At 68.6% G+C, this 25,911-nt stretch carries 23 protein-coding genes and 1 pseudogene; 7 read left to right on the top strand and 17 right to left on the bottom strand.

All coding sequences use genetic code 11. The features are described 5' to 3' along the window. Nucleotides 1-2 precede the first annotated feature (2 nt). The 6 genes from JGU66_10605 to JGU66_10630 are packed head-to-tail and all read right to left on the bottom strand — an operon-like array spanning nt 3 to nt 5,723. Nucleotides 3-455 (bottom strand): SUF system NifU family Fe-S cluster assembly protein, encoded by a 453-nt coding sequence (locus tag JGU66_10605; GenBank protein MBJ6761215.1) that lies wholly within the window; start codon nt 453-455, stop codon nt 3-5. After that, complete coding sequence (locus tag JGU66_10610; protein MBJ6761216.1) at nt 452-1,681, bottom strand: cysteine desulfurase; 1,230 nt, start codon at nt 1,679-1,681, stop codon at nt 452-454. Before JGU66_10610 ends, JGU66_10605 begins: the two co-directional genes overlap by 4 nt. Then, complete coding sequence (gene sufD, locus JGU66_10615; GenBank protein ID MBJ6761217.1) at nt 1,678-2,997, bottom strand: Fe-S cluster assembly protein SufD; 1,320 nt, start codon at nt 2,995-2,997, stop codon at nt 1,678-1,680. Before sufD ends, JGU66_10610 begins: the two co-directional genes overlap by 4 nt. Next, nucleotides 2,994-3,773 carry a Fe-S cluster assembly ATPase SufC gene (gene sufC, locus JGU66_10620; protein MBJ6761218.1) on the bottom strand — a complete coding sequence of 260 codons (780 nt, stop codon included), beginning with the start codon at nt 3,771-3,773 and terminating at the stop codon, nt 2,994-2,996. The genes sufD and sufC overlap by 4 nt, the downstream gene beginning before the upstream one ends. 4 nt (nt 3,774-3,777) lie before the next feature. After that, nucleotides 3,778-5,214 (bottom strand): Fe-S cluster assembly protein SufB, encoded by a 1,437-nt coding sequence (gene sufB, locus JGU66_10625; protein ID MBJ6761219.1) that lies wholly within the window; start codon nt 5,212-5,214, stop codon nt 3,778-3,780. Then, nucleotides 5,211-5,723, bottom strand: coding sequence for an SUF system Fe-S cluster assembly regulator (locus tag JGU66_10630; GenBank protein MBJ6761220.1), 513 nt, complete (start codon nt 5,721-5,723; stop codon nt 5,211-5,213). The genes sufB and JGU66_10630 overlap by 4 nt, the downstream gene beginning before the upstream one ends. A 208-nt stretch (nt 5,724-5,931) precedes the next feature. Between JGU66_10630 and JGU66_10635 the strand changes: the two genes are divergently transcribed. Beyond that, complete coding sequence (locus tag JGU66_10635) at nt 5,932-7,119, top strand: ABC transporter substrate-binding protein (protein ID MBJ6761221.1); 1,188 nt, start codon at nt 5,932-5,934, stop codon at nt 7,117-7,119. A 57-nt stretch (nt 7,120-7,176) separates the two neighbouring features. On the opposite strand, the gene JGU66_10640 is transcribed toward JGU66_10635, so the two are convergent. From JGU66_10640 to JGU66_10665, 6 genes are read right to left on the bottom strand one after another with little or no spacing between them, the layout of a single operon-like run. Further along, a complete protein-coding gene (locus JGU66_10640) occupies nt 7,177-7,365 on the bottom strand; it encodes a hypothetical protein (protein MBJ6761222.1) in 189 nt (62 codons plus the stop codon). After that, a complete protein-coding gene (locus tag JGU66_10645) occupies nt 7,343-7,606 on the bottom strand; it encodes a hypothetical protein (GenBank protein ID MBJ6761223.1) in 264 nt (87 codons plus the stop codon). The genes JGU66_10640 and JGU66_10645 overlap by 23 nt, the downstream gene beginning before the upstream one ends. A gap of 22 nt (nt 7,607-7,628) precedes the next feature. Beyond that, a complete protein-coding gene (locus tag JGU66_10650) occupies nt 7,629-8,492 on the bottom strand; it encodes a hypothetical protein (GenBank protein ID MBJ6761224.1) in 864 nt (287 codons plus the stop codon). Next, the gene (locus tag JGU66_10655) at nt 8,486-9,613 is read right to left on the bottom strand and encodes a hypothetical protein (GenBank protein MBJ6761225.1); all 1,128 of its coding nucleotides are present in this window, start codon (nt 9,611-9,613) and stop codon (nt 8,486-8,488) included. The genes JGU66_10650 and JGU66_10655 overlap by 7 nt, the downstream gene beginning before the upstream one ends. Further along, complete coding sequence (locus tag JGU66_10660) at nt 9,610-11,172, bottom strand: hypothetical protein (protein ID MBJ6761226.1); 1,563 nt, start codon at nt 11,170-11,172, stop codon at nt 9,610-9,612. Before JGU66_10660 ends, JGU66_10655 begins: the two co-directional genes overlap by 4 nt. Next, on the bottom strand, nt 11,151-11,903 hold the full coding sequence (locus JGU66_10665; protein ID MBJ6761227.1) for a pilus assembly protein: 753 nt from the start codon (nt 11,901-11,903) through the stop codon (nt 11,151-11,153). Before JGU66_10665 ends, JGU66_10660 begins: the two co-directional genes overlap by 22 nt. 196 nt (nt 11,904-12,099) lie before the next feature. Between JGU66_10665 and JGU66_10670 the strand changes: the two genes are divergently transcribed. Further along, nucleotides 12,100-12,762 carry a hypothetical protein gene (locus JGU66_10670; protein MBJ6761228.1) on the top strand — a complete coding sequence of 221 codons (663 nt, stop codon included), beginning with the start codon at nt 12,100-12,102 and terminating at the stop codon, nt 12,760-12,762. Nucleotides 12,763-12,948: 186 nt separating this feature from the next. On the opposite strand, the pseudogene JGU66_10675 reads toward JGU66_10670, so the two are convergent. The 3 genes and pseudogenes from JGU66_10675 to JGU66_10685 all read right to left on the bottom strand — a co-directional run bounded on the left by JGU66_10675 (nt 12,949) and on the right by JGU66_10685 (nt 17,370). Continuing rightward, nucleotides 12,949-13,632, bottom strand: a pseudogene (locus tag JGU66_10675) (hypothetical protein). A gap of 30 nt (nt 13,633-13,662) precedes the next feature. Beyond that, nucleotides 13,663-14,868 carry a radical SAM family heme chaperone HemW gene (gene hemW / locus JGU66_10680; protein ID MBJ6761229.1) on the bottom strand — a complete coding sequence of 402 codons (1,206 nt, stop codon included), beginning with the start codon at nt 14,866-14,868 and terminating at the stop codon, nt 13,663-13,665. A gap of 12 nt (nt 14,869-14,880) precedes the next feature. After that, nucleotides 14,881-17,370 (bottom strand): plectin 1 isoform 8, encoded by a 2,490-nt coding sequence (locus JGU66_10685; protein MBJ6761230.1) that lies wholly within the window; start codon nt 17,368-17,370, stop codon nt 14,881-14,883. A gap of 195 nt (nt 17,371-17,565) precedes the next feature. On the opposite strand from JGU66_10685, the gene JGU66_10690 reads away from it, so the two are divergent. Together JGU66_10690 and JGU66_10695 are read left to right on the top strand one after the other, a co-directional pair. Further along, nucleotides 17,566-20,166, top strand: coding sequence for an insulinase family protein (locus JGU66_10690; protein MBJ6761231.1), 2,601 nt, complete (start codon nt 17,566-17,568; stop codon nt 20,164-20,166). Between the two features lie 299 nt (nt 20,167-20,465). Beyond that, entirely contained in the window at nt 20,466-21,077 is a 612-nt protein-coding gene (locus JGU66_10695; protein MBJ6761232.1) for a hypothetical protein, read from the top strand. Between the two features lie 807 nt (nt 21,078-21,884). Here the strand turns inward: JGU66_10695 and JGU66_10700 are convergent. Together JGU66_10700 and JGU66_10705 are read right to left on the bottom strand one after the other, a co-directional pair. After that, nucleotides 21,885-22,925, bottom strand: coding sequence for a hypothetical protein (locus tag JGU66_10700; protein ID MBJ6761233.1), 1,041 nt, complete (start codon nt 22,923-22,925; stop codon nt 21,885-21,887). Then, the gene (locus tag JGU66_10705; GenBank protein MBJ6761234.1) at nt 22,922-23,287 is read right to left on the bottom strand and encodes a hypothetical protein; all 366 of its coding nucleotides are present in this window, start codon (nt 23,285-23,287) and stop codon (nt 22,922-22,924) included. Before JGU66_10705 ends, JGU66_10700 begins: the two co-directional genes overlap by 4 nt. 40 nt (nt 23,288-23,327) lie before the next feature. Here JGU66_10705 and prmA point away from each other — a divergent pair, with 40 nt between their 5' ends. From prmA to JGU66_10720, 3 genes are all read left to right on the top strand, one after another. Then, nucleotides 23,328-24,197, top strand: coding sequence for a 50S ribosomal protein L11 methyltransferase (gene prmA, locus JGU66_10710; protein ID MBJ6761235.1), 870 nt, complete (start codon nt 23,328-23,330; stop codon nt 24,195-24,197). 54 nt (nt 24,198-24,251) lie between these two features. Continuing rightward, nucleotides 24,252-25,316 (top strand): AraC family transcriptional regulator, encoded by a 1,065-nt coding sequence (locus JGU66_10715; protein ID MBJ6761236.1) that lies wholly within the window; start codon nt 24,252-24,254, stop codon nt 25,314-25,316. A gap of 101 nt (nt 25,317-25,417) precedes the next feature. Further along, complete coding sequence (locus JGU66_10720) at nt 25,418-25,900, top strand: DUF962 domain-containing protein (protein MBJ6761237.1); 483 nt, start codon at nt 25,418-25,420, stop codon at nt 25,898-25,900. Nucleotides 25,901-25,911: the final 11 nt, after the last annotated feature.

The raw sequence follows: 25,911 nt of genomic DNA on the forward strand, positions 1-25,911 counted from the left end.
CCCTATTCCGTGGACACCGAGGTCGAGCGGCCTTCCAGCGCGGCACGCAACGTGTGCCACGCCAGGCTCGCGCACTTCACGCGCGCGGGGAACTCGCTCACACCGGAGAGCACGGCCAACTTTCCCAGTGACTCCACATCCACCGCGCCGGGACCTTCCGTCACCAGGGTGTGCACCCGCTCGAACAGCGCCACGGCCTCCGCGAGCGTCCGGTCTTTCACTGCGCCCGTCATCAGCGACGCGGACGCGCGAGAGATGGCGCAGCCCTGTCCCTGGAAGCCGATGTCGCGGATGACGTCTCCCTCCATGTGCAGCGTCACGGAGAGCTGGTCGCCACACAGCGGGTTGTAACCCTCGGCTTGGCGGTTGGCGTCCGGCACCTCGCGGAAGTTGCGCGGGCGCTTGGAGTGCTCCAGCACCACCTCTTGATAGAGGTCCTGCAAGTCGGAGCTCACTGGAACACCTCCCGCACCTTGTGCAGCCCTCGGACGAGCGCGTCCACGTCCTCGGTCGTGTTGTAGAAGGCCAGCGACGCGCGCGCCGTGGCCGCCACGCCGAAGCGCTTCATCAGCGGCTGCGCGCAGTGGTGGCCCGTGCGGATGCACACGCCCTCGCGGTCCAGGATGGTGCCCACGTCGTGGGGATGCACGTCCGCGAGAGTGAAGGACAGGACGCCCGTCTTCTCGCTCGCCGTGCCCACCAGCGACACGCCCGGCACGGCGCTCAGCGCCTGCGTCGCGTACGTCAGCAGCGCCTGATCATGCGCGGCAATCGCCGCCATCCCCACCGACTCCAGATAGTGGATGGCCGCCGCCAGTCCCACCGCGCCGGCCATGTCCGGCGTGCCCGCCTCGAAGCGATGCGGCACGCGGTTGTAGACCGTCTTCTCCATCGTGACGGAGAGGATCATGTCCCCGCCGCCCTGATATGGCGGCATCGCCTCCAGCACGTCCAGCCGGCCGTAGAGCACGCCGATGCCCGTGGGCCCGAAGAGCTTGTGGCCACTGAAGGCATAGAAGTCGCAGCCGAGGTCCTGCACGTCCACCGGCAGGTGCGTGACGGCCTGCGCCCCGTCGAGCAGCACGGGGATGTTCTTCGCGTGCGCCATGCGGACCAGCTCGCGCACGGGGTTCACGGTGCCCAGCGCGTTGGAGACATGCGTCACCGCGAGGATGCGCGTGCGCTCGGTGAGCAGCGCATCCACCGCGCCCATCACCAGCTCGCCCCGGTCATCCACCGGAATCACGCGCAGCTTCGCGCCCACCGCGTCGCAGACCATCTGCCACGGGACGATGTTGGAGTGATGCTCCATCGCGGAGATGAGCACCTCGTCGCCGGGGCCCACGTGCTTGCGCCCGTAGGTGGACGCCACCAGGTTGATGGCCTCGGTGGTGCCGCGCACGAAGACAATCTCTTTCGCGTCGCGGGCATTGATGAACCGCCGCACCGACTCGCGCGCGTCCTCGTAGGCCTGCGTGGCGCGCTCGGAGAGGATGTGCACGCCGCGGTGCACGTTGGCGTTGTCGTGCGTGTAGAAGCGGGTCAGCGCGTCGATGACGGCCTGGGGCTTCTGCCCCGTGGCCGCGCTGTCCAGGTAGACCAGCGGTCGGCCCCGCACATCCTGATGCAGGATGGGGAAGTCCGCGCGGACGCGGCGCACATCGAATCCAGGCGTGCTCATGCCATCACCTCGAGCCGGGGCCCGCCCGGCAGCTTCAACGCCAGCATCGCTTCCACGCGAGCCCGGACGTCGCCCTCGGGCACGGCCCGCACCAGCTCACTGGCGAAGGCGTGCGTGAGCAGCCGCTCGGCCTGGACGCGGTCGATGCCGCGCGAGCGCAGATAGAACAGCGCGTTCTCGTCCAACCGTCCCACCGCCGCGCCGTGGGCGCACTTCACGTCGTCCGCGAAAATCTCCAACTGCGGTCGCGCGTCCACCTGCGCCGTCTCCGACAGCAACAGGTTGCGGCTCGTCTGTCGCGCGTCCGTGCGCTGGGCGTTCTCGCGAACCCGCACGTGCCCGTGGAAGGCGCCGTGCGCGCGGTCATCCAGCACACCCTTGTACAGCTCACGGCTGGTGCAGCGAGGCACCGCATGGTCCAGGTCCGTGCGGTGATCCAGGTGCTGCGTGCCCTGCCCCACGAAGAGACCATTGAGGGTGCAGTCACCGCCCTCGCCCGCGAACGCCGCGTAGACCTCGTTGCGAGCCAGCGCCGCGCCCAGATTGAACGCATGCGACGCGAAGCGGCTGTCTCGGCCCAGGCGCGAGTGCAGCATGCCCAGGTGCAGCGCCGCGTCGCCCTCCACCTGGAGCTTCACGTGATGCAGGCTCGCGTTGTCGCCCAGCGTCACCTCGGTCACCGTGTTGGTGAAGCTGGCGCCCGCGCCGGCATACGTCTCCACCAGCGTCGCCTCGCTGCCCTCCTCGGCCAGGACGACGACACGCGGGCTGGACAGCACGGACTCGTCCCCCGCGCGAGACAGGAAGAGCACCTGCACCGGCACCTCGCTGCGAACGCCACGCCCCAGCCGCAGGAACACGCCATCCTCCAGCAACGCGGCGTTGAGGGCGACGAAGGGATGCGCCTCCGCCCGGGCACGTTGTCCCAGGACCTCGGCCAGCACCGCCTCGTCATCGCGCAGCGCATCGCGCAGGGGCTTGAGCGTCATCCCACGCGGCAGGCCGCTCAGCACCGACAGCGATGAGTCCAGCCGTCCATCCACGAAGACCAGCCGGGGACCCGCGCTCGACAGCCGCGCCACCTCGGCCGCCACGTCCGCGCCACCGACGACCTCGCGAGCGAGCACGAAAGGCCGCGCCTCCACGGGCGCCACGCTCGTGTACTTCCACTCCTCGTCGCGCGGCGTGGGGAGCCCCTGCCGCTCGAACTGGCGCAGCGCATCCTCACGCAGGCGCTTCAGCCAGGCGGGAGCATCCGCGCGCTCCGCCTGGAAGCGCGTCGCCACGTCCAGGTAGTGGGCGAGGCCAGACGTCACGACCGCGCCTCCTTCGGCGCCTTCGCCTGCTCCAGGCCCAGCCAGCCGTAACCCTTCTCCTCCAGCTCCAGCGCCAGCTCACGTCCACCCGAGCGGACGATGCGCCCCGCGGACATCACGTGGACGCGATCCGGGACGATGTAGTCGAGCAGCCGCTGGTAGTGGGTAATCACCACCATGCCGCGCTCCTTCGAGCGCAGCGCATTCACGCCACCCGCCACGATGCGCAGCGCATCGATGTCGAGGCCCGAGTCCGTCTCGTCGAGCAGCGCGAGCCGAGGCTGCAGCACCGCCATCTGGAAGATCTCGTTGCGCTTCTTCTCGCCGCCGGAGAACCCCTCGTTCACCGAGCGGTTCATGAACGCGGTGTCGAGCTGCACGAGCTTCGCCTTCTCGCGAGCGAGCTGGAGGAAGTCCATCGCATCCAGCTCCTCCAGACCGCGCGAGCGGCGCTGCGCATTGAGCGCCGTGCGCAGGAAGTGGAGGTTGCCCACGCCCGGAATCTCCACCGGGTACTGGAAGCCGAGGAAGACACCGGCCAGCGCGCGCTTCTCCGCGGGCAGCTCGAGCAGGTCCTGCCCGTCGAACGAGACCTCGCCCTGCGTCACCGTGTACGCCTCGCGGCCAGCGAGCACGCCCGCCAGGGTGCTCTTGCCAGAGCCGTTGGGCCCCATGATGGCGTGCACCTCACCGGGGCCGACCTCCAGGTCGATGCCCTTGAGGATGTCTTTGTCGCCCACGCGGGCGTGCAGGTTGCGAACAGACAGCAGTGCCATGGTGTTACCCCACGCTCCCTTCCAGACTCACCCCGAGCAGCTTCTGCGCCTCCACGGCGAACTCCATGGGCAGCTCCTTGAAGACCTGCCGGCAGAAGCCGTTCACGATCATCGACACCGCGTCCTCCTGCGAGATGCCGCGCTGCCGGCAATAGAAGAGCTGGTCCTCGCCAATCTTCGACGTGGACGCCTCGTGCTCCACCTGCGCGGACGCGTTCTTCACCTCGATGTACGGCAGCGTGTGAGCGCCGCACTTGTCACCGAGCAACAACGAATCGCATTGCGTGTAGTTACGCGCGTCCTTCGCGCTCTTCAGCACCTTCACCAGCCCTCGGTACGTGTTCTGCCCGTGGCCCGCGGAGATGCCCTTGGACACGATGGTGCTCCGGGTGTTCTTCCCGATGTGCACCATCTTCGTGCCCGTATCCGCCTGCTGGCGGTGGTTGGTGAGCGCCACCGAGTAGAACTCCCCCACCGAGTTGTCGCCCTTGAGGATGACGCTCGGGTACTTCCAGGTGATGGCCGAGCCCGTCTCCACCTGCGTCCACGAAATCTTCGCGTCGCGGTGCGCGATGCCGCGCTTGGTGACGAAGTTGAAGATGCCGCCGCGCCCCTCGGCGTCGCCGGGGTACCAGTTCTGCACGGTGGAGTACTTGATGTTGGCACCGTCCAGCGCCACCAGTTCCACCACCGCCGCGTGGAGCTGATTGGTGTCGCGCATTGGCGCGGTGCAGCCTTCGAGGTAGCTCACCGTGGCGCCCTCGTCCGCGACGAGCAGCGTGCGCTCGAACTGGCCCGTGTCCGCCGCGTTGATGCGGAAGTACGTGGACAGCTCCATGGGGCAGCGCACGCCCTTGGGCACGTAGCAGAACGAGCCGTCGCTGAAGACCGCCGAGTTGAGCGCCGCGAAGAAGTTGTCCGAGTACGGCACCACCGAGCCCAGGTAGCGCTCCACCAGCTCGGGGTGCTCGCGCACGGCCTCGGAGAACGAGCAGAAGATGACGCCTGCCTTGTACAGCTTGTCGCGGAACGTGGTGGCCACGGAGACGGAGTCGAACACCGCGTCCACCGCCACGTTCTGCAAGAGCTTCTGCTCATGCAGCGGGATGCCGAGCTTCTCGTAGGTGCGGAGAATCTCGGGGTCCACCTCGTCCAGGCTGACCTTCTTCGGCTTCTGCTTCGGCGCCGAGTAGTAGCGGATGGCCTGATAGTCGATGGGCGCGTAGCGCACGGCCTGCCAGCGCGGCTCCTTCATGGTGAGCCAGTGGCGATAGGACTTCAGGCGCCACTCCAAGAGGAAGGACGGCTCCCCCTTCTTGCGCGAGAGCTGACGGATGACGTCCTCGTCCAACCCGGGAGGCAGCGTGTCCGCCTCCACATCGGTGACGAAGCCCGCCGAGTAGCCCCGGCGAGTCAGCTCCTGAAGGGTGTCGGTGCTCATGAACGAACTCCTGGAACGGAAACAGAAACAGCGGCGGAGGCCGGAGCCACCGCGTTCGAGCCACGGCCCAGCTGCACCAGCCGCTCGGGCATCCGCGGCGCGGGCGCGCACAGGTCCGCCAGCGTCAAGCGCCCCAACGCCTCTTGAATGGCCTGGTTGATCAGCCGCCAGTGGCTGCGCACCTGGCACACGGATTCCAGCTCACACGGGGCGCCGCCCGACGTGTGCTGGCCACATTCCGTGAGGGACACGGGCCCTTCCAGCGAAGCCACCAGCTCCGCCAGGGAGATGTCCGGGGCCGGCCGGGACAGGCCGTAGCCTCCGCTCGCCCCACGGTGCGAAACCACCAGTCCCGCCGCCAGCAGGCCCTTGAGCACCTTGCTGGCCGAGGGCAGCGGCACGCGAGTCCGCGCCGCCAGCTCGCGCGTCGTCCGGGTCTCCCCGTCTGCGCGAGCCAACTCGGTCATCAGCACGATGCCGTAGTCGGTCATCTTGCTCATCCGGAGCATAGGTGCGGAGTTCTCCTTCCTTCGCCGAGGCCCTCGGGCCGCTGCGGGCTCTTACGTAATGTGGACTGCTCTAGTCCACATTCAAATCAACGGGCAGCGCGGACCTGTCGGGAAGGAGGGCCTGCGCCCGAGGGGGCCCCCGGTGTTCCCGTCGGCGGGTAGGCGCTAGGGTGGGGCCTCGCCGCACTGCCCGTGAGGAGCACGAACAATGCGTCTTCCCCTGCCGCTGCTGCTCGCCGCATTGGCCCTGCCAATGCTGGCCTGTGAGAAGAAAACCGCGTCCGCCGCGCCCGCCCCCGATGGCGCTCAGGCCGCCGCGCCCCAGGCCGATTCCGCCTCGGACACGATTCTCATCGGCGAGGTGGGCAGCCTGACCGGCAGCGAGGCCACGTTCGGCATCTCGGCGCGCAACGGCATCGAGCTGGCGCTGAACGAGGCGAACGCCGCGGGCGGAGTGAAGGGCAAGAAGGTCGCGGTGCGCGTCTATGACAGCCAGGGTCGCCCGGAAGAAGGCGCGCAGGCGGTGACGCGGCTCATCGCGCAGGACCACGTGTTGGCCGTGCTGGGCGAGGCGGCCTCGTCGGTGTCCATGGCCATGGCGGAGAAGGCGCAGGCGGCGAAGGTGCCGATGATTACGCCCACCTCGACGAGCCCCGAGGTGACGAAGAAGGGCGACTTCATCTTCCGCGTCTGCTTCATCGATCCGTTCCAGGGCCTGGTGATGGCGAAGTTCGCGCGTGAGAACCTCAAGCTCGACAAGGTGGCGGTGCTCACGGACAACAAGAGCGCCTTCTCCGTGGGGCTCGCGGATGTCTTCAATCAGAAGTTCAAGGACTTCGGCGGCGAGGTGACGGGGAACAAGAGCTACTCCAAGGGCGACACGGACTTCCGCGCCCAGCTCACCGCGTTGAAGAAGGTGAAGCCGCAGGCCGTGTTCGTGCCGGGCTACTACACGGACGTGGGCATCATCGCGCGGCAGGCCCGCGAGATAGGGCTGACGGTGCCGCTGCTCGGCGGAGATGGCTGGGACTCGGACAAGCTGTTCGAGCTGGGCGGGTCGGCGTTGGAGGGCAGCTACTTCTCCAATCACTACTCACCGGATAATCCGGATCCGCGCATCCAGGACTTCCTCAAGAAGTACAAGCAGGCCTACGGCTCGGTGCCGGACAGCGTGGCGGTGCTCGCGTATGACGCCGCGCGGTTGCTGGTGGATGGCATGCGGCGCGCGCCCGACCTGAGCGGCCCGGCCATCCGCGACGCCATCGCCGCGACGAAGAACTTCCCGGGCGTGGCGGGCACCGTGAACCTGGACGCGAACCGAGACGCCGTGAAGGAGGCCGTGGTGCTCAAGGTGGCCAACGGCAAGGCGGAGTTCGTCACCACCGTGGCGCCCTGAAGCACCTGGAGCGCCGGCCCCGTCCCGCTCAGCGGGGGACGGGGCGCGGGCGAGACATCAGGGCACGGGCGACTGGATGACGAAGTACATCGACTGGAAGTACTTGTTGAGGCCGTTGATGAGCGCGACGGTGTACGGCCAGCTCAACACGGTGAAGCCGAACAGGGCCGCAGACACCACGGCATACTCCGTCATGGCTTGACCGCGACGGCGGCGGCGCAGCTCAGTGCGAGGAGTCGGCGTCATCGGTGTCTCCCTTGCGCGGGGTGTAGCCCCCCGTCTTGCAGTCCTTCTGGCAAGCGTCCTTTTCCTCGACGCACGCTTCAATGCACTTACCCGCCATCTTGCCGGCGGTCTTCTTGCACACGGCCTTGCAGACTTCGGCGTCGCTCTCACACTGCTTCGAGCAGGATTGAGCGCGAGCGGGAGCGCTCGCCAACGTCAGGGCCAGGGCACCCGCCAGGGTCCACATTCCAAGCAGCTTCATTTTCGCGTCCTCCGTTCGGCGCTCACTCAGAGGCCTGAGCGCGCTGCATCAGCGACAGGTTGAACTCCACGCCGGTGCCGGTCTGCCGCAGCAGCATCTGGCCCACGGTTCCATCATGGCTCACTTCAAACGAGCGGGACTGGCCCGCGGACTCTGCCGAGCTGCCCGCTTGCCAACCGCGAGCCTCCAGCGCCTTGCGCCAGTCTGACTCAGACTCGGCCAGCGAGTCCTCGGACATCTTGCCGGTCACGACGTGGTTGGTGGCGCCTTCCATCTTCAGGGAGATGAGCTGAGGCGCAACCGCCGAGGCCGGCATGGGCATCCAGTCCGGCACCTTCGAACCGCGGTCGGCCAGATTGGCCATCTGCCCCGCGGACACGAACACCAGCGTCTCGCCGCCCTGCGCCAGCACGGACACCAGCCGGATCTCATCATCCGCCGGGCTCCAGTAGCCCACGTAGCCGCCGTTGGTCCCCAGGTCCGCGCTCAGCGGGGGAAGTCCTGCATCCACCAGCAGGCCGCGGTAGTGCGACAGCACCTGGCGAGGCGAGTCCTTGGTGGAGAACCACGCGACCGCGATGGGGACATCCGGGCCCAGGTAGTCCGCCGCGAGGGCCTCGGGCGCTGTGGAGTCACCCGGGTACGGCGGGAAGCCCGACAAGGAGCGCTCCAGGATCGCCTGATCCTCCCGCGAGCGCTCGGGCGAGCGGGAGGTCGGAGGCAGCATCGCGGAGGCCTTCTGCTCCACCTTCTCGAGTGGCGACTCCGACTCGCGAGAGTAGACGGCGTCCTCCCAGGCAAAGCCCAGGAGCGCGCCCGCCACCGTGACTGCGAACAGCAACAGCGACAGCCGGACCGGAAGACTGGTGCGAAGCAGCTTCAGCACTTCTCAGCCTGCTTGCAGCCCATGTAGTTGTTCCCGCGCTTCTTGTAGCTGTCCCGGGTGCGGTTCTTGTCCCAGTCCTGCCACTCGGTGTTGAAGAAGCGGGTCTTCGAGCCTGCCACGGTGATCTCCTCCGTGGGCTCCGCGCCCTTCTGCGGGGCAATGGCCACGGCGGGCCGGGTCGGATCATCCGCCTCGAGGCCCATGATGGGACCCGTGAGCCGCGTCGCCAGCAGCGCTGGGCTCAGGAGCTGGTCGCTGATGGCGTTCGCGAAGAACTGCGCCGAGTAGGTGACCACCAGCGGGTAACCGATGTTGAACTTGTTCTGATAGATGTTCTCGACGCGATTATAGAACTCGCCCTTCTTGTCACCCGGGCGAATGTCCGCGTCGTCAGTCAGCGCCCACGTGTCCGTGAGGATCGCCAGCCTCTGTTCCTTGATGTAGTAGGCGTTGTCGCTGGACCCCTGCTGCGAGTTGGTGTGCGTCGCGGCGGCGCCGCCCTGCCAGTGCTTCTTGGTGAGCTTGTCCACCTCGCTGAACTGAGGGAACAGCGTCTCGGGCAAGAGGTAGTTCTCCACGATGGCGCGCGCGGAGCACTTGATGATGCCGCCGTTCGTGAACTTGCTCATGAACTCCTTGTGGATGGGCACGCCCAAGCCGCCCGCGCCCTTCTCAGGTGCCTCGCACGTGACCTGCTTCGCGTTGGCGTTGACCCAGCACACGTGGGCGACCAGCGCCTTGTGGTGGTCCGTGTCTGCGCAGTCCTTGTAATTCACCGTCTCATCGCCGTCCGGGTCGCTGCTGGGAACGGTGACGAACTCGGTGGGCCGGTCCGTGCCAGACTCGTGGTCGCAGAACATCAAGCGCGCCTGCTTCTGGACCACGCTGGCGCCACCCGCGGGCGCCTTGGCTCCGGCCTTCTTCAGGTCCTTCGAGTAGTCCTGCACGGTGAAGTCCCACACCGTGGAGAGCGCCGCTTCCTGCGAGTCCAGCGAGTAGCGCAGGAGGTCGTCCAGGAAGATGGCGTACATGAAGACGGGGATGAAGACGATCATGCTGAGGGCCGTCTCCACCGCCGCGGCCCCTCGCATGTGACGACGCTGACGCAGAAGCTTCTTCACAGGGACACCCCCGGAACGTTGGCGATCGTGGCGCCGTCCATGTTGCCCGCCAGCCCCAACACCTTGGCGGCCTCCTGGCCGTCACGGAACGGATGCAGCTTGGCGCGCCAGTACGGGTTGAAGAGCGTGGGCGCCTCCGCCCAGCCGTTCTGCCCGAAGCGATGGTAGTAGACGAGCGCCTTGGAGAGCGCAGCGCCCTCGTCCGCGGCGAGCACGAGCGTTCCGGTGCCCTGCGCGCCGTGGTTGAACTTGATGGTGGCGGAGGAGTTGATCTCCCAGTCCGCCTTCGACGCGTTGCCCACGCGCAGCTTCTTGGTGACGTAGCTGTAGGCGCGCGGCTGGCCGTAGTCCTTCTTCTCGTCCGTGCTCCCGCGGAACTTCATGAAGCAGTTGCCCGAGCCGATGCAGCTCGTCAGGGCCTTGGCCATCACGCCCTCGAACTTGTGGTTGCCCTTGTGCGCGTTGTTCGGCTTGTGACCGCCGTTGCCGCTGTCGCTGTAGACCTCAGCGCTAAAGGGCATCCACGGCGAGATGCCGTCCTTCCACTGGGCAAACATGGCGCCACCGTTCTCCCTGGACGTCACCACCTTGCCCTCCTTGCCGGACTTGCCCTTGAGCTTCCAGCCGCTCTTGTCCTCCGCGACAGAGCTGCCGCCCTTGCTGACGGCAGGAATGGGGAAGTGCAGTCCGTCCCCCGGGATGTCGTTCATCAGCTCCTGGAGGTAGGAGGGGTGCATGATCATCAAGGGGAGGATGGTGGCTGCGAACCCCGTCGCTCGGGTGGAGGGCCAGACCGGGCGGCTCGCGTTGGCGATCTCCGTCATGGTCTTGCTCGCGGCCTGGCGAGAGGTACTGCCCTCACCGCCCATGCACGGCAACCCATCCACGGCGCAGTTGAACTCGTTGGCGTTGAGCCCGCCCACGGCCGCCGAGAGCGTAGACGCGCCCGGGGCGTTGTAGTCGGTCAGATCCTTCAGGTTGCTCGAGCTTCCATCCAGCACCGTCTTCGCGGTCTTGAGATGCACCGCGTCCTGAGAGGCATGGATGGTGTCGATCATCCGATCCAGATTTTCGACGACCTTCTCCATGGTCTCGTCGAGGTCCTTGACCTTGTTCCCGTAGTTTCGAGATTTGTTTCCGTACTTACTGGCGATGCGTATCGCCTTGATGCCGTGGATGCAGTGCTTGATGCAGGTCCAGCAAGCGCACTGCGCGAACTCCATGGCGGCGATGATGTAGAAGTTGATCTTCTGTGCACTCATCATGTCCGAGGTCAGGCTCGCCGCGGACACGTACGCGTGCATGCTGGTCATCGCCACGTAGGAAGCGGCGATGGCCCGGTTGCTGGCCGCGTAGTAGTTCAGCGCGCGCGCCTCCATGACGGCCATGGAGTAGGCGAGGCTGTCGCTATGCTGTTGGAGGCTGACCTTCTCCCGCAGCGCGTGGCTGAGGTTGAAGCTCAACGTCGTCATCAGCGCCATGATGAGGAACGACAGGCAGGCCAGAACCAAGGACTGGCCACGCGCCTTGCGCTGCTTCATTGCCAGGTGAAGACGCATTCGTTTCTCTGGGGCAGGGGGTTTTGGGAGAGGAAGAAGTTGGACTGCATCCGCATCGTGTAGGTCGCGCGGATGGGAAGGACGTAGTGGCGCTGCGCGGCCGCGGCCTCGTACTGGCCATCGTTCTTGCGGAACTTGCGCTCATTCTGAGGCGTCTTTCCCAAACGGAGCACGGGCGGCAGCTCCCGGGCTCGGACGATTTGGTAGATCACCATGTCCGCGAAGGGGATGGGCATCCGATAGTTGAACGTGACCTGCACGCGCAGCTTGGTGCGCTGGCCCTGGGCCCAGTCATCGCTCGCGGAGTTCTTGGGGTTGTCGAAATCGAATTCCCCGCTCCCGCCACCCACCTCGTTGCGCAGGGGACCACAGATGGTCACCTCCGCGTACTTCAGGGCACTGTCCATCATCTTGTTGGCCATGACTTCGGGCCAGGCGAACTTGGCCGCGAACTCCGACCCGCTGGTCACGGTCTTGATGTACTCGGCGCCGCCCGAGGGCTTGCTCACCATGGGGAGCAGGACTCCGAGTGCGGCCTTTTCCATCTGCCCGACGTTGGCGCTGTGGATGGAGCCCGCTCGCACGGCCTTGTAGGCCGCGTACTTCGTCATCAGCCGAGCCTGATGCATCAGTCCAAGCTGGAGAGTCCCGAGGATCAGGAATACAAAGAGAGGCAGGACGATAGCCGTCTCGACGGCGGCCTGCCCATCCTCACGATTTCGCGCCTTCATCCCTGGAATCCACATATGCCCGGAGTGTACCGGCACTCGGATGGAGGACTGGCGAGGGAAAGCAGATGTCACACAAATGTCACATACGACCCGTTGTGTTTTTCCTCAAGTCCATGGCAGCCGGCTACTCGACCGATAGACGGGCTCCACTGGGCCGTGCAGCGGAGCGGTAGGAAGCGGCAAAAAGGAGCAGGGCATGAACTGGCACGTGGGTATGAAGGTGGGCCTGCTGGTGACGGTGTTGTGCGCGGTGGCCTGCAGCGACAAGAAGGATGATCCCGGAACTCCAGGCGAGGGTGTTGAGCGTCCCGGCATGGGGACGTCGACGAAGCCTCCGGAGGGGGCACCCTTCACGCTGCCCGCGGGGGTGGAGTGGATCAACCCCACCATCAAGAGCTACAACGCTGTATTCCCGGAGAAGTGCCACGACAAGAAGGAGTCGGACGGCCGAGGGAGCGGTGACCTGGTCCGGCTGTGCCTGGCGCTGCGCAACACGACGACCCAGCTCGTGCGCGTCACCTTCCCCGCCGGGATGATCTTCATCTCCGAGAGCCTGGACGTGCAGAACGGCGTCCTCGTCCAGGGAGAGACGGTGGAGTTGCCCCCCACGCAGGAGTTCTACGTCCCGCTGTTCCTCTACTGCCTCAACTCAGATCGCAGCGGCAGCTACCCGGATGATGAGTTCCGTCCCGGCCCCATCACCCAGTACAAGGACTTCCTGGACTTCTTCACGCTGCTGGCGAACAAGAAGCTGCCGCCGTCCTCGGCTGAGCTGCAGCAGGCCGTGTGGCACCTGTCCACTGGCGACGGCCTCAGCGACAAGGACCGGAACGTCATCAACGGCTTCAGCGCCAAGTAGCTGGCACAGTCCGCCCGAGGCGCTCCCGTGAGCGCCTCGGCGCGGGTGTTAGTCTTCGGCGCCGGACTCGTCCGCGCTGTCACCGGCATAGCGGTTCATGCCGTAGCCATAGCCGCCATTCGACGCGGGCGGGACGTAGTGGCGGGAGACGTAGATGCCCGCTCCCAGGACAATCAGCGCCAGCACCGCATACAGCGCGGGGCGGCTGGGATTGGCTCGCCATGCCCAGCCGCGCTCGCGACGGCGCTGGAAGCGCGGAGCTACCGAGTACTCGCGCCAGGCCTCCTCACGCATGTCCGCCGCGGCGTCCGCGTTGCCCTCCAGGGCCAGAGCGCGAGACAGGAGCCAGCGGCCCTCGACCGTTCCCTGACGGGCCTGAAGGAAGCGCGTGAGAGCTTCCTGCGCGCCCTTCGCGTCGCCTCGTGCCAGCCGGAAGCGACCGCGCTCCAGGTCGATGGCGCCTTGACGGTACGACTCATTCTGTCGCGCGGCCTCGTCCAGGAGGAGTTCGCCGCGACGCGAATCCCCCGCTCCGAGGTACGCCACGCCCAACAGGAACAGCGTGTCCACGTCGTCGTCGCCCGCGTCCAGGTTGGGCTTGAGGATGTCCACCGCTTCCGCGTAGCGCTTCTGTCCCACTCGGATGTCCGCCAGCTCGGCGCGGGCGCGGCGATCATGCGGGTTGGTGAGGATGGCGCCCGCCAGCTCCCCGGCACGCTGCCAGCGCTTGAAGCTCCGCAGCGGACTGGGCAGCACCTGCAGGGTGAAGCGGTCCATGCCCCAGAGGGTCACCACCACGAGGACCAGCGACAGGAGCGGACGCCCCGTCAGCAGCGAGAAGAACATCCACAACATCCAGGAGCTCGACATGGCGTTTCAGGTTCCCTCGGGCGCTGACCGCTAGAGCAGCCGGGCGCAAACGGCGCTGTGTACATCCAGGCCTCGGTCCGTCAAGGCCAGTCGCCCCTCTCGGAGCTTCGCGAATCCATGCTCAACCAACCGGGCTACCTCTTCCCGCCGCGACTCCACGGGTTGGCTGTATCGCGCACACACGGCCTCCCAGTCCACCCCTGACACCAGCCGCAACCCCATGGACAGTCGCTCCGCGAAGAGTTCCTCGGGCCCCAGGGACTCGCGGCTCGCTTCGGGCAAACGGCCCTCTTCCACCGCGCGGAGATAGACCTCTGGGCTGCGCTGATTCACGTACCGGTGCGGCTCGGGGGACAGCAGCATTCCCGTGGCGCCCACGCCCAGCGCGAGGTACTCGCCGCCCGTCCAGTAAAGCGCGTTGTGCCGCGAGCTGAGTCCTGGCCTCGCGTGGTTGGAGACCTCGTAGCGATTCAGGCCGTGCGCGCCGTAGACCTCGCGCAGCGTGCGCGCCATGGCCACGACCTCGTCGTCCTCGGGGAGATGGAGTTCGCCGCGCGCGAGCTGCTTCGCCAGCGGCGTGTCCTCCGCGAGCACCTCGCGCTCCACCGTCAGCGCGTAGGTAGACAGGTGCTCGGGATTGAGCGCGACCGCGCGCAGGGCGTCCGCCTCCACCTGCTCGCGCGTCTGTCCGTGCACGCCGTAGATGAAGTCCAGGGCGACCACCGGGAAGTCCGCGCGCCGGGCCGCGTCCACCGCAGCTTCCACCATGGCCGCGTCATGCGCGCGCCCCAGGGCCTTGAGTGTCTGGGGTTGGAAGGACTGGACGCCCAACGTCAGTCGATTGACGCCGGCGGACCGGAAGCCCGCGAAGCGCTCGGCATCCGCGCGCTCTGGGTTGCCCTCCAGCGACACCTCCGCGCCGGGAGATAGGGACAGGCGCGCCGCGAGGCCATCCAGCACTCGAGCCACATAGCGGGGATGCCACAGCGACGGCGTGCCTCCGCCGAGGAAGACGGAGTCGAGCGGGCGTGTGCGCAGGTCGGGCTGGGCCGCCAGCCGCGCATCCAGCTCCGCGAGCACGGCCGTCGCGTAGCGCTCCTCGGGAACCTGCTTGGCCACCGCCACCGCGAAGTCGCAGTACGGGCACTTGGCCAGGCAGTAGGGAAAGTGCAGGTACAGCCCGAAGCGCGCGGCGGCCATGCCCGTCAGCGGGTCGATGGGGGACGAGAAAGGCATGCGGACCAAACCCTACTTCCCGCCCTTCAATTGCGCCTCCAGGCGCGCCACCTTCGCCTTCAGGCTGGCCGCTGTCTCCAGTGCCGTCTCGGCGGCCATGAGCTTGCGCTTCATGGAGGCGACGTCCGCCTTGAGCTGGTCCCGCTCCGCCTCCCAGCCCGAAGGAGCGGCCGAACCCGCCGCGGCCGGCTTCGCCTCGACCGCCTGTCGCGCCGCCTGCTCGGCCTTCAGCGCGGCTTCCGCCTGCGCCAGCTTCGCTTCCAGCGTCGCTCGCGTCGCATCAACGTCCTTCGCTCGCGCCGCCTGCTCGGCCTTCAGCGCGGCTTCCGCCTGCGCCAGCTTCGCTTCCAGCGTCGCTCGCGTCGCATCAACGTCCTTCGCTCGCGCCGCCTGCTCGGCCTTCAGCGCGGCTTCCGCCTGCGCCAGCTTCGCTTCCAGCGTCGCTCGCGTCGCATCAACGTCCTTCGCTCGCGCGGCCTGCTCGGCCTTCAGCGCCGCTTCGGTCTGCGCGAGCTTTGCCTCGGCATCCTTGGCGCGCGCGGATTGAGCAGCCTGCGCCTCCGAGGCTCGGCGCTTGGACTCGGAGGTCTCCAGCGCTCCTTCCAACATCTTCACGCGCTGCTGGAGGCGATCCACCTTGTCGGCCTCCGCGCGCGCGGCGGCGAGCTGCTCGGTGATGGCCGCGAGTTGCTCTCGTGCGCCGTCCTCGCCCTGCGCGAGAGCGTCCACGCGGGCTTCGGTCTCCGCGGCTCGGAGCCGCTCGTCCTCGTGCGCGGCCTCGGCGGCTTCGCGGCGAGCCTGCTCCAGCGCGAGGTCTCCCTGCGCCTGCGAGACGACGCCCTGCAGTCGGGCCAGCTCCGCCTCGCGCTGCCCCGAGGCGGTCTCCAACATCGTCACGCGGGCCGACAGCCCCACGCGCTCCGCTTGCGTGGTGGCGACCTTCATCTCCACCACCGCGAGGTCCTTCTTCAGCGCATCCCGCTCGGCGCGCGCGGCCTCGACTCCGGCGGACAGCTCCGCGACCTTCGCCTCCGCCTCGTGCACCGCTTCGCCCAGGGCGGCTGCGTCGGACTCCATCCGGTCGCGCAGCGAGACCTGCTCCACCTCGGCGGCCTCCAGGTGCTCCTTCAGCGCCGCAATCTCAGCCGTCAGCTCTTCGGCGCGCCCGGCCTGGGCCTGGGCCTCTTCGCGGGCTCGGGCCAGCTCCGCGTCGAGCGCCGTCACCCGCGCTTGCGCCTGGGTCAGCTCCGCGGTCCGGTTCTCCAGGGCCTTGCGCAGCGCGGGCAGCTCCGCCGCCTCGGTCGTGCGCGCGGTGAGCGCGGCCCGCAGCCCCACGGCATCCGCGTCCTTCAGCGCGAGCGCGCGCTCCAGCTCGGAGACCTGCCCCTGGAGTCCTCGGAGCCCCTCCTCCACCACCGCGAGTTGGCGGCGCGCGTCGTCGCGCTCGGACTCCAGCGTCACCGCGCGCGACTGGGCTTCCTCGAGCGAGCTCTTGGACCAGTCGCTCTCGCTCTCCAGTGTTCCCAGTGCGCCTTGCGCCTCGGAGAGCGCGGCTTCCAATTGGGCGCTTCGCAGGGTCGCGGCGTCGCGCTCCTGGACGCTCGTGTCCAGCTCCGCCGTCAGCCGCTCCACGTCCGCCAGGTTGGCCTGGTACTGCTCCTGGACGGCCTCCAGGGCGCCCTTCGCCTCGGACTTCTCCGCGGCCAGTTCGGCGACCCGGTCCTGCGCCAACCCGAGGGCCTCCTTGGCTCCAACCAGCTCCTCGGCGAGCGCCCCACGGGACTCTCGCTCGGACTGGAGATCCGCGCCCAGCCGCGCCAGCTCGGCTTCGACTTCCGCCAGGGCCCGCGAGAGGTCCTTGCGGTCCGCCTCCACCGCGGCCAGCTCCGCTTCGGCCTGGTCGCGCTTCGCTTCCAGCTCGGCGGCCCGCGCCTCGGCCGCCGCGGCGCGCTTCTCCTCGCGCGCCGCCACCTCCGTGGCCTGCGTCAGCTTCACCGGCGAGTCCTTCACGCCGGCCAGGAGGGTGCGCGCCTCGATGGACTCCTTGCGCGCCTTCTCCAGGGACACCTTCACGCCGGCCAGCTCGCCCTCGCGCTCCGCGTACAGCGTGCGGGCCCGGGCCAGCGTCTCCGTCTTCTGCTTCACGACGGCGCGGAAGAACTCCAGCTTGTCCTCCGGCGAGGCGCCCATGGGCAGGCGCGGCTCGGGGGGCTCGCCGAAGGGGTCATTGCCCAGGGGTCGACGCACCACCGCGGCGGGGGCGGCCACGCTCGGGGCAGCCGGGGCCGGGCTCGCCGGGACGGCAGGAGCCGAAGCGGCCGGGCGACGCGGCGGCAGGGGCGGCGGAGCGGAAGCCGCGGGCGAAGGTGCGGAGACGGGCCTGGGAACCGAAGGAGGCCTGGGGGTTGCCGGAGGGGGGGAGGCAACGGCGGCGTTGCCATCGTCCAGCATGTCCCGCAGGTCCGCGAACGGATCCACCTCGTCCGAGGGTGACGACGGCATGTGCGTTCCGCAGGTTACCGGCCACGGGCGGTTTCCACCAGGGACGCGTGAAGCCCCCCAGCGCTTCCTCGCCCCCGAGGGAGTCCGGGTGCACAGTCTCCTCGACGCCAAGGCCACTGGACGTTAGCCAGTGAGGGAAACATCACACCTCGCCTTGCCTCACCGCAGGCGCGGTGACAGCTTCGGACGCTCCTTATGGCCATCCGCTACGCCCTGCCCAACGGGCTCACCGTCGTCTTCGAAGAGCAGCACGCCGCCAAGGTCGCGGCCTTCCAGGTCTGGGTCAAGGCCGGCAGCGCGGATGAGCGACCCGACCAGGCCGGACTCGCCCACCTCCATGAGCACATGCTCTTCAAGGGCACCGAGCGCCGGGGACCCGGTGAGATTGCCCGCGACGTGGAGGCCCATGGCGGGGAGATCAACGCCTGGACGTCCTTTGACCAGACGGTCTACCACATCGTCATCGCCAGCCAGTTCGCGCGCACGGGCCTGGACATCCTCGGGGACGCGGTGCGCCGCTCGTCGTTCGATGCCGAGGAGCTGTCGCGCGAAATCGAGGTGGTGTGCGAGGAGATCAAGCGCAGCCTCGACACGCCCACGCGGCGCGCCTCGCGCGACCTGTTCTCCACCGTCTTCCAGCAGCACCCGTACCGGCTGCCCGTCATCGGCACCGAGCAGAGCGTGCGCAGCTTCACGCGCGACAAGGTGCTGGAGTTCTACCGGCGCCACTACACGCCCAAGAACCTGGTGCTCTCGGTCTGCGGAGACCTGACCGAGGCCGAGCTGCGCGAGTGGGTCGACGACATCTTCGGCGGGGACTGGGGCCGTCCCTACGAGGGTCCCGTCGCGCGCGCGGAGGAGCCCGCCCAGACGGGCCGGCGCATCTCCCTGCGCGAGGATCCGGTGAAGGAAGCCCACCTGCACCTGGCCTTCCGCATCCCTCAGTCGGAGCACCCGGACGTGCCCGCGCTGGACGTGCTGGCGATGATCGCCGGCCAGGGCGACGCCTCGTGGCTGGTGCGCGAGGTGAAGCGCCGGCAGAACCTGGTGAACGACGTGCACGCGTACGCGTACACGCCCAAGAACCCCGGGTTCTTCGCCGCCTCGCTGCAGTTCCCCGCGCAGCATGCCGCGCGCGCCCTGGAGGAGACGGCGCGCGTGCTGTCCACGCTGCGCACCACGCGAGTTTCCGAGGAGGAGCTGGCCACCGCCAAGGCGCTGGTGGAGGCCGAGGCCGTCTACCAGCGGGAGACGGTGCAGGGCACGGCGCGCAAGATGGGCTCGTACCAGACGAGCCCCGGCGGGCTGGAGGCCGAGGCCCGCTATCACGAGGACATCCGCCGCCTCACGCCCGAGAACCTGCGCGACGTGGCCGAGCGCTACCTGCGCCTGGAGCATGCGATCGTCACCGGGCTGATGCCGCCGGACACGGGCTTCACCGAGGCCCACGTGAACGAAGCGCTGGACCGAGCCGCGAGCGGCGCTCCGCTCACGCCTCCCGCGCGGCGGTCTCGGCCTGCTGCCTCGGGGCCGTCATCCCTGCCCGGCGTGTCTCGGACGGGCAGCGCGTCCGCTGTGGTGGAGGAGCGCCTGCCCTCGGGCGCCCGCATCGTCGTGCGCGTGGAGCCCGCGGTGCCGCTGTTCGCCCTTCGCGCGGCGCTGCCCGGTGGCCTGCGCTACGAGACCGCCACGGACAACGGCATCTCCGCATTGCTCGCACGCAGCATCACGCGCGGAACACCCACGCACAGCGCCGAGGATATCGCGCAGCTTGTGGACGCCTACGCGGGCACGCTCAGCGGGCAGAGCGGCCGCAACTCCGTGGGCCTGCGCGGCGACTTCCTCTCGCGTCACTTCGAGGCGGGCTTCCGCCTGTTCGCGGACTGTCTGACGAATCCGTCGTTCTCCGAGGAGGAGGTCGCGCGAGAGCGCACCCTGCTCCTGCAGGACATCCTCACGCGCGAGGACAAGCCGTCCGGCGTGGCGCTCGACCTCTTCTCGCGGACGCTCTTCCACGCGCATCCGTATCGCTTGCCCACCACGGGTGAGCAGGCGGCGGTGGAGAAGCTCACGCCCGAGTCCCTCCGCGCGTGGCACGCGGCCCACCTGGACCCTTCACAGCTCACGCTGAGCGTGGTGGGTGACGTGAAGGTGGACGCGGTGCTCGCCCTGGCCAATGAGTACTTCGGCAAGTCGCGAGGCCGCGCCGCGCCGCCGCCCGTGATTCCCCTGGAGGCCCCGCCGAGCGCGGCCCGTCAGGAGAAGAAGCTCCTGGCGCGCGCGCAGTCCCACCTGGTGCTCGGGTTCCAGGCGGCGCGCATGAACGACCCGTGGCGATTCCCCCTGGAGGTGCTCTCCACCGTGCTGTCCGGTCAGGGCGGGCGGCTCTTCGTCGAGCTGCGCGACAAGCGGTCCATGGCCTACAGCGTGAGCAGCTTCTCCGTCGAGGGCGTCGACCCTGGCTACTTCGCCGTCTACATGGGCACCAGCCCGGAGAAGGTGGACGCGGCGCTGGCTGGCATCCGCGCGGAGTTGGAGCGCGTGCGTGACGAGCCCATCCCCGACGCGGAGCTGCTGCGCGCCAAGCGCAACCTCATCGGCGCGCATGAGATTGGGCTCCAGCGCAATGGCGCCCGCGCCGCGTTGCTCGCGCTCGATACCTGCTACGGCCTCAACCAGGAGAACTTCCTCCACTACGCCGAGCGCGTGGCGGCGGTGACTCCCGAAGAGGTGCGCGACGTGGCGCGGAAGGTCATCGACTTCGACCGGTCCGCGCTCGCCATCGTCGGGCCCTGAGCGCACCGCGCGCGGTCACTCCTCTCGCGGCATGGCGCGATGGGAGTGAGTCAGACAGCACCCGAGCCCATCACGCCCCTGAACGCGAGTCTGTCCGGCCTCTGGGCAGACCGCGTGTGGGGCTCGTGATAGGGATTGTGTGCTCCCTGGCACATCCGTCCCACTTTCATTGAACTGAAGGCCCGGGCTCCATGCGGAAGCAATTCAGAGGTCTCTTTCTGCAGGTCGAGAAAGACAAAGACGCCTTCAACCCAAGCCAGCACTAGGCCAGCTCACGGTTCGGTCGCGACTTCTCCTCGATGAAGTACCGCGCGTTGCTGGAGCACTATCAGGAAGCAGCCGAGGCGATTTCAAAACAGTTCGGCTGCGCCAACTGTCGGGGCACGGAATCGCTGCGCAGTTGCCTCGAGGCGTATCGGGTGCTCAAGCAAGTGAACGTCCAGGACGTCCCGGGCTGGACCCTGTTTCAGCAGAACCATGGGGGAACGCTCGACGGACTCACCCCGCTGCTCCAGAACACGTACGGCGCGAAATTCAGCGATGAGTTTGGCAAGACGTTCAGCCAGAAGACGCTGAAGGAGGGGATCTTCCACAACAAGCAGCCCGTCAACGCGCTGGGCAGCAAGTGGTACGGCGACCTCAAGGTGCTGCTGGTCTCGAAGAGCGGACAGCCGCCGCTGCGCAAGCACCTGCCCAAGGGCGTGGGTGTCGCCATCACCCAGGCGTCCGCCAAGGCGCACGCGGTCGTGGCTCGGTGTATCGCGCCGTCATCCTGGCGTTCGCGAAGAAGCAGGCCCGCGCGGGCGGATGGTCGGGCGGCGAGCCGCGCAAGGTGCTGGACCGCGCTCGCGCGCTCATCAGCTACTACCCGAAGACGCAGCCCACGGGCTCCAATCCCTTCATCCACTTGAAGGAGTTCGAGACCGAGTGCAGCAAGTCCGGAACCGGCGACGTGCTCGACGTGGTGGAGAAGCACTGCACCTCGGCGAACAACTGGTTGTCCGCGGGCGAGGTCGAGTTCGCCAAGCAGTGCGGCGAATGTGAGAACAGCCAGGGCGCGCTCGACCTCGTCGGCCGCTTCGTGGACAGCCGCGTGTCCCAGGGCGCCACACTCGACCTCATGGTGGGGGTGCTCTACTCGACCATGACGGAGACGGCGTCAACGGGGGACACCCCGTTCGACCTCGCGTGCGCCATCGCCTGTTTCACGACGACGACCATCTGCGAGAAGCTCCAGGGACTCGCGAAGAACTCGGACGTGGCGAAGCGGATGATGGAGACGTACCACGCCGAGGCGCCCCTCTTCGTCGCGTACATGGAGACGCTCTTGCTGGGCATGGGCCTGCAAGGCACCACACACCTGCCCAAGGTGATGGAGGAGGTCCACGAGCGCGACAAGGCGGGCGCGACCTTCCTCGGCGTGCAGACCCGGCCGCTCTCTTCGCTCGAGCAGTACCGCGGGCCGACGGCCAAGGCCATGGAGCTGGCGGCGACCACGCTGGGCCTGTCGTGGAAGGACCTGCGCATCGACGAGGACGCCCTCAAGACCCTCACGCGCGTATCGCCGAGAGGGGTTGATTGCCCATCCGGACAGGCCGCTGGGCAGCACCATCAAGTTCCAGAACGTCCAGGGCGCGCTGGACATCCTCAAGGAGTACTTCGGCGACGAGAAGCGCGCCAAAGAGGTCCTCGCCATCACCTGCGAGTGAGCGCGCGGCTCACGGGTGAGGGGGACTCGGCGCTCCGGGAGCGGGCGGTGCCTCGGACGGAGGCACCGCGCCTGACGCGGGCGGTGAGCCTTGCGGCGTTGGCCCTGCTCCTGGCGGGGGCGCGGGCTGCTCCAGTCGCGAGGGCACCTCTCCCGCGAGCGCCGCATCCAGTGCTTGCAACCAAGGCCCCGTGGGCGCGCCTGGAATCGCGGAGCAGCCGCGGATGAGCTGGCGCAGGCTTCGCAGTCGCTCGGGCGCGAGATGGGCCTCCTCCGCGAACTTCCGTGCGTCGGGCGATGACGTCAGCCAGGGCAGGCACGCGCGAAACAGCTCCAGCCGCGTCTGTCCATCGCCCATGAACAACACCGGGGCGGCATCCAGTTGCACCGCGGTCCACTCGCGGCGTCGCAGCTCGTCGGCCGTGAAGGTCACCTGTCCCTGCTGAGTCGCGCGGGGCTCGACCACGGGCCCCAGCGGGCCCGACAGTGTCACCGCACCTTCCGCGGGCGCGGGCTGACATGGCACTTCGCGCAGCGCGGTGAGTTCGTCCGCCGGACGGGTCTCGCGCTCCTCCTTCGCGGTGGCGAGCTGGATGATTCCGGTGACGAGCGCGGGCACGCCGACAATCAGCACGCCCACGCCCCACCCTGTCGCCACCTTGCGGCTGGAGGCACCGTAGTGCCCGTCTTCGTCGAGGGTGTCTCGATTGGGCTGATCCGAGAACAGCGTCCGGCCGATGACGAGGAAGCCACCCACCGCCGTGAGGATGCCTCCGGTGCTCACCGCCGCCGCCGCAGGCGTGGTGCGCCGCTGCGTGATGACGGTCTCCGTGTATTGCGTGTGCTGCTCGGTGCGGCAGATGTCCGCCGTGGAGAAGCGCAGCGTGAGCTGAGGCCAGGACGTCTCGACCGACGCGAACGTCACGCGCTCCCCCAGCGTGTGCTCGCGCGTCTCGGTGCGCAGCGCGGGGCCTCGTTCCACCCGGCGATCCGCGTCCAGCGAGGCACAGCCCACGGACAGCCCCAGCAGCACCACGCCCAGCCGCTTCATGGCGTCGCCCCCTGGAAGAAGGCCGCTATGTCCGGGCAGTCCGACAGCGCGCGCCGCACGTCCGAGCACGCGGGGAGCTGGTTCAGCTCCGTGCCCTGCCGGAGCAGCGGCTCGCGACACTCCAGGAAGCGCTCGCGCGAGGGGTCCACGAAGGTGAAGTCCTCCGCGCCGCAGCCCGTGCGCTCGCGCAGGGTGCCCGCGCAGTCCGCCGGGCCCACCGACAGCGTCCCCGCCACGCCCGGGCAGCTCAGCGAGGCGCACAGCCGGGTGATGACGTCCTGACAGACCGCGACGTCGGGGGCGGGGGGACCGGAGCAGGCGGTCAGGCACAGAAGGGGCCAGAAGACTTGAGCGAGTCTCACGGCGCTCCCACGCTACGCACGGTGCGGTAGAAGGGCCCGCATGTCCCAGACCTATCTGTCACTCACCGTGGAGTTGCCCGAGGAAGAGTCCGAGGCCGCACAGGACCTCCTCCACGAGGGCAACGCCCTGGGCCTGGAAGTCCGCGACCGCGAGCAGCCGACCATGCCGGGCGTGCGCGCCCCCGCCCCGGGCGAGGCCCTCATCGTCGCCTACTTCGAGGATCGCGAGACCGCCGAGGACGCCCAGGCCAGCATCGCCGAGTCCTTCCCCCACGCCCGCCACAGCCTGGAGGAGCAGCCCCAGCAGGACTGGAGCGAGCAGTGGAAGTCGCTCATCAAGTCCGTGCAGGTGGGCCGCCTCTGGGTGGGCCCGCCCTGGGAGGCGGACAAGGCGCCCCAGGACAAGGTGCGCATCGTCATCGAGCCGAAGATGGCCTTCGGCACCGGCGACCACCCCACCACCTCGCTGTGCCTCGCGGCCGTGGACACGTTCATGGCCACCCACCCGGGCGCCACGGTGCTCGACGTGGGCACCGGCACGGGCGTGCTCGCCATCGCCGCCAAGAAGCTGGGCGCGAGCACCACGGTGGGCACCGACAACGACCCCACCTCCGTGGAGCTGGCCCAGGAGAACTGCGTCGACAACGGCACCCCGGACATCGACGTGTCCGGCCGCGAGCTGACCCAGGTCTCCGGCACCTTCGACCTGGTGCTCGCCAACATCCTGGCCAACACGCTCATCGAGCTGGCGCCCCTCATCGTCGCCAAGGCCCACGGGCGGCTCATCCTGGCCGGAGTGCTGGCCCACCAGCGCCAGGACGTGGAGGACGCCTACCGCAAGCTGGGCTGCACCGTGCTCGAGGGCGCGCAGCAGGGCGAGTGGGTGCGCATCGACTTGGACAAGCGCTGAGCGCCATCCGCCCTTGGAACCTGGGGGGCGGGGCGCGCTAGCCTCCGCTCCCGCGTGGCGACGCCCCCCTCCTCCCAGCCTCCGCAGCCCTCGACCGAGGTGCGCTCCCAGCTCGTGGGACCGCTGCTCGCGCACCTGCGCGCGGCCGGACATGAGCCGGGAGCGCTGGTGCGTGAGTTCGGCCTGCCGCTCGACGCCCAGGCCCTGCCCGAAGTCCGCCTGCCCCTGCCCACCCTGCGCGCCCTGCTGGAGGCCGCCGAGCGCCTCAGCGGTGATGCCTTCCTCGGGCTGCACGTGGCGCAGGGGCTACCCCGAGGCACCTACGGCCTCGTCGAGTACATCGCCCGGGCCTGCTCCACGCTGCGCGACACGTTCCGCGCGCTGGCTCGCTACATGGCGCTGCTCGACCCGGCGTGGGCCTCGGCCTTCCGCGACCTGGGGCCCGAGGGCGGCACGTTCACCTATGGCATCCCCGGCGAGCCGCTCGCCTACGGGCGCCACGCCAGCGAGTTCGGGCTCGCGCTCTTCGTGCACACCGGACGTCAGCTCACCGAGCAGCCCTGGCGGCCCCGCGCTGTCGCCTTCGCGCATCCCGCGCCGGTGGACCTCACGCCGCTCGTGGAGCACTTCGGCGTGACGCCGACCTTCGGCGCCGGCCACAACGCGCTCACCCTGGACGCCGCCACGCTGGACCTGCGCGTGACCGGAGGAGATCCAGCCCTGCTCTCGGTCCTGGAGCGCGCGGCCACCGTCCCCCCGCCACCGCCCGCCCCCGAGCCCTCGCGCGGCGACTTCGCGGTCCGCGTGCGCGAGGCCATCCGGGCCACCCTCCAGGACGGCGCGCCCCAGATGGCCGAGGTGGCGCGGGGCCTCCACGTGAGCGCGCGCACGCTGCAGCGACGGCTGGCGGAGCAGGACACCACGTTCCAGGACGAGGTCGACGCGGTGCGCAACACGCTCGCGCGCCAGTACCTGGCGGATCCGCACCTGGGGGTGAGCGAGGTGGCGTTCCTCTTGGGGTTCGCGGAGCTGAGCACGTTCGACCGCGCGTTCAAGCGGTGGACGGGCAAGACGCCGAGGGCGTGGCGGGACGGGGCGGGCTCGGACGTGGCCCCCTGAAGTTGGCGTCCGGGGCCAGGAGTTTGGCGCGCCGGGCCAGGAAACCCGCGCGGACATCTCCTAGCTTAGAGAGTCGAAACGACTCTTTCCTTGGAGACCCCATGCTCAAGCCCCAGGTGGTCGCGCTCTTCGACGAGTACGCGTCCGCGCACCAGCACCCGACGAACCGGCTGACGCACAAGATTGCCATCCCCGTCATCGTGCTGCACATCGTGGCGATGCTCGACTGGGTGAAGCTTTTGGCCGTGCCAGTGCTGCCCGGCGGAATGCTGACGCTGGGGATGGTGGCGTGGGCGCTCGTGACGCTGTGGTACCTGCGCGCGGACGTGAAGCTGGGGCTGGCGGTGTCGCTCTACTTGGCGCTGTGCATTCCGCTGGGCCGCATGATGCCGATGTGGTCCGTGGTGGCCATCGCGGTGGGCGGCTGGGCCATCCAGTTCGCGGGCCACGCGGTGTGGGAGAAGAAGTCCCCGTCGTTCTTCACCAACCTGGTGCACGCGCTGGTGGGCCCGCTGTTCTTCGTGGCCCTGCTCACCGGGGACTACGCCCTGAAGTCGGAGACCACCGCGCCCGCTCGGGCGTGAGGCGCCCCTGG

This window comes from Myxococcaceae bacterium JPH2 (genome assembly GCA_016458225.1).
GTDB lineage: Bacteria > Myxococcota > Myxococcia > Myxococcales > Myxococcaceae > Citreicoccus.

What these genes read in the sequence shown, in the direction of transcription:
- JGU66_10720 (MBJ6761237.1), top strand. Translation starts at nt 25,418, where the DNA reads ATGCTCAAGCCCCAGGTGGTCGCGCTCTTCGACGAGTACGCGTCCGCG.
- JGU66_10660 (MBJ6761226.1), bottom strand. Translation starts at nt 11,172, where the DNA reads ATGCGTCTTCACCTGGCAATGAAGCAGCGCAAGGCGCGTGGCCAGTCC.
- sufB (MBJ6761219.1), bottom strand. Translation starts at nt 5,214, where the DNA reads ATGAGCACCGACACCCTTCAGGAGCTGACTCGCCGGGGCTACTCGGCG.
- JGU66_10665 (MBJ6761227.1), bottom strand. Translation starts at nt 11,903, where the DNA reads ATGAAGGCGCGAAATCGTGAGGATGGGCAGGCCGCCGTCGAGACGGCT.
- JGU66_10700 (MBJ6761233.1), bottom strand. Translation starts at nt 22,925, where the DNA reads ATGAAGCGGCTGGGCGTGGTGCTGCTGGGGCTGTCCGTGGGCTGTGCC.
- JGU66_10610 (MBJ6761216.1), bottom strand. Translation starts at nt 1,681, where the DNA reads ATGAGCACGCCTGGATTCGATGTGCGCCGCGTCCGCGCGGACTTCCCC.
- JGU66_10645 (MBJ6761223.1), bottom strand. Translation starts at nt 7,606, where the DNA reads ATGAAGCTGCTTGGAATGTGGACCCTGGCGGGTGCCCTGGCCCTGACG.
- sufC (MBJ6761218.1), bottom strand. Translation starts at nt 3,773, where the DNA reads ATGGCACTGCTGTCTGTTCGCAACCTGCACGCCCGCGTGGGCGACAAA.
- JGU66_10670 (MBJ6761228.1), top strand. Translation starts at nt 12,100, where the DNA reads ATGAACTGGCACGTGGGTATGAAGGTGGGCCTGCTGGTGACGGTGTTG.
- JGU66_10695 (MBJ6761232.1), top strand. Translation starts at nt 20,466, where the DNA reads ATGAAGTACCGCGCGTTGCTGGAGCACTATCAGGAAGCAGCCGAGGCG.
- JGU66_10635 (MBJ6761221.1), top strand. Translation starts at nt 5,932, where the DNA reads ATGCGTCTTCCCCTGCCGCTGCTGCTCGCCGCATTGGCCCTGCCAATG.
- JGU66_10690 (MBJ6761231.1), top strand. Translation starts at nt 17,566, where the DNA reads ATGGCCATCCGCTACGCCCTGCCCAACGGGCTCACCGTCGTCTTCGAA.
- hemW (MBJ6761229.1), bottom strand. Translation starts at nt 14,868, where the DNA reads ATGCCTTTCTCGTCCCCCATCGACCCGCTGACGGGCATGGCCGCCGCG.
- prmA (MBJ6761235.1), top strand. Translation starts at nt 23,328, where the DNA reads ATGTCCCAGACCTATCTGTCACTCACCGTGGAGTTGCCCGAGGAAGAG.
- JGU66_10630 (MBJ6761220.1), bottom strand. Translation starts at nt 5,723, where the DNA reads ATGCTCCGGATGAGCAAGATGACCGACTACGGCATCGTGCTGATGACC.
- JGU66_10640 (MBJ6761222.1), bottom strand. Translation starts at nt 7,365, where the DNA reads ATGACGCCGACTCCTCGCACTGAGCTGCGCCGCCGCCGTCGCGGTCAA.
- JGU66_10685 (MBJ6761230.1), bottom strand. Translation starts at nt 17,370, where the DNA reads ATGCCGTCGTCACCCTCGGACGAGGTGGATCCGTTCGCGGACCTGCGG.